2 protein-coding genes and 1 pseudogene are annotated in these 2,581 nt (G+C 48.9%); all 3 read right to left on the minus strand.

The features are described 5' to 3' along the window. Positions 1–183, minus strand: a pseudogene (locus tag H8711_RS14455) (recombinase family protein); the annotation flags it as partial. 15 nt (positions 184–198) lie between these two features. Beyond that, entirely contained in the window at positions 199–1,833 is a 1,635-nt protein-coding gene (locus H8711_RS14460) for a recombinase family protein (RefSeq protein WP_249283859.1), read from the minus strand. 214 nt (positions 1,834–2,047) lie between these two features. Further along, the gene (locus H8711_RS14465; RefSeq protein WP_015564534.1) at positions 2,048–2,290 is read right to left on the minus strand and encodes a DUF6870 family protein; all 243 of its coding nucleotides are present in this window, start codon (positions 2,288–2,290) and stop codon (positions 2,048–2,050) included. Positions 2,291–2,581 lie beyond the last annotated feature (291 nt).

The following is a 2,581-nucleotide window of genomic DNA, read 5'->3' on the forward strand; positions in this document are numbered from 1 at the left end:
GGGACGCTCTGCAATGTAGGACTTGCAAATCTCAATCTGATTTGCGATGACATCCACCTTTTCGGACTTGCCGCTGTTTTCAACGGAAAGACGGGCATAGATGGCTGTTGAGAAGACCTCGGAAGAGACAGATTCGATAACCGGCTCTTCGACTGCAATTTGCTTTCTGCTTTTTCTTGCCATTTGCTCATCCCTCCTTTATACGGCAATATCCAGTTCATCGGCATAGCCGAGAACGTATTCAATCGTCTGCTGGTATTCGTCCCTGTATTTGAAGACGATTTCGATTGCATGGTTTTCGTGAATCAGAATGCGATCAACAAGGGACATCAGCACACGGCGGTTCAGTTCTTCGACGTTTTCATACTGCTTGAAAAGCGTTACCCAGTTCCGTTCGGTCGTGCCAGTTGTCACCGTCTGCTTCATTTCTTTTTTGACCCGCAGAAGTGCCTCCTGTTTGTCCTCAATGATTTTAGTGTAGCTGCTGCGGAACTCGAAGTATTCCGATTTATCAATGACGCCGCCGATGAAGTTCTCGTAAAGCCCCAGCTTGAGCTTTTGGTACCGCTCAATCTCTTCCTCGATTTTAGCGATCTGAGCTTCGTAATTGAAAGCCTTACGGCTCTGAGACGGAAGCCGTTCTATCATCGCAAGCGCGTGTTCCAGATTGATGACAAGCTCGATCTGGTCATGAATGGCACGGAAGACCTTCTCTTCAACCTCTTTTGCGGCGATGCTGTGCGGGCTGCACGTCCGGCTGTGCTTATTGGTGGAGCAGACGTAGTAAATATACTTTTTCGTCTTCGACGGGACGGTCTTGCGGATCATTGGCTGCTGACAGTCTCCGCAGAACAGGAAGCCGGAAAACAGATGCGCTTCGTCCTGATCGGGCGAACAGCGCATATCCCGCTGCATCATGACCTTGACTGCCATGAAGTCCTCGTAGGACACAAGAGCTACATGCGCATTTTCTACCTTGACCCACTCGGATTCATCCTTGCTTTTCACAACGCGGACTTTGTAGTTGGGAGTGCCGCGCTTGCCTTGCGCCAGAACGCCGATATAAACCTCGTTGGTGAGAATACGCTGGACGGCTTTGTATGTCCATTTTGCGGTATCGCCGGTTTTGAAGACGGTATCAAACTTCACACCGGCGGAATGCTTGTATTCCATTGGGGACAGAACGCCCATCTGGTTCAGACGCTTTGCAATGCGCCCAATGGAGAAGCCGTCCTTGTACATGGAAAAGATCATCTGCACATATTCGCTGACCGCTTCATCCACGATGAGCTGGTTTTTGTTCTCCGGCGATTTCATGTAGCCGTAAGGGGCGAACGAACCGACGAACTCACCGCTCTTCTGCTTGACTTCCAGACTGCTTCGGATTTTCATGGAGATGTCCTTGCAGTAAGAATCGTTAATCAAGTTTTTGAACGGGATAACAAAGGAGTCGGACTGCGGATCACCGGTCAGACTGTCATACGCATCATTGATTGCGATGAAGCGTATGCCAAGCTGCGGGAATATCTTCTCAATGTAACGTCCGCCGTCGATGTAGTTTCTTGAGAAGCGGCTGAGATCCTTGACCACAATGCAGTCAAGCGCACCCTTGCGGATTGCCTCTTCCAGCTTTTTGAACTGAGGACGATTGAAGGAAACGCCGCTGTAACCGTCATCCACAAACGGCTCACAGACAAGCTCCAAATCCTCATGTCTTGCGATATAGTCCTCGCAGATGGCTCTCTGGCTGGCGATGGAGTTGCTTTCTACTTTGTCTCCATCCTCACGGGACAGACGGCAGTAGATCGCCGTGCGGTAAACCTTGTCTGGCATAAAAATAACCTCCGTTTTTCTATTTGGTGTGGTACATCAAATCAGAAAGACGAAGGCTTGCTTCAACTCTTATGAAGAGGAACACGAAAACGCCACATGACCATCAGGGCAAGCGGCTTAATCCGTATTCTTCTTTTTTTGACCGATTTCATTATACCACAGGCTCAATCGCTTGTCCATAGAACCGGGTGAAAAGATTCAGACTGTTCATAAATCAAAGACCTCTCAGATAGTGTTCCAGACAATCTTCCATTGTCGTGTCCGTCGCGGCGAAGGTGATTTTCACCACAGTTTTCCCGTCCAGATAACAGTAGGGATTTCTGATCTGCTTGATGAACTCCCTCAGCCTGACCTCTTGCGGTGCCGCAGGATCAAGCCGGATGCTGCTTCTTTGAACGAGTGTGTTACGGTCAACCGTTTTCGGGCTGACATTTTTCATTGTTTCTATGCCCATCATATTCTAAGCACCTCCTGTTTCGTGAAAATGTTCAGGACAAAAGGATATGGCAGAGCATCTTGTGAAGATACCCTGCCACATAGTTTTCATCCTGAAACTATATAGTAAGTTTCTTTTGGGTTTGTTTCATTGTCCGGCATACTTGCAGCTCGCGCCCCTGCCAGAAGAACTATGCAGTTCCGGGAATGCTGCGGACTACCAATGGTCAATCGGTATCATGGGACTCTCACCCCTCCGAGGATCGCTCCGAGCCGCCCATTCAAAGAAAAGACGGAAGTATCATTATACCCG

Origin of the sequence: Ligaoa zhengdingensis, from assembly GCF_014384885.1 — a bacterium.
In the GTDB taxonomy this organism is placed as follows: domain Bacteria; phylum Bacillota; class Clostridia; order Oscillospirales; family Ruminococcaceae; genus Ligaoa; species Ligaoa zhengdingensis.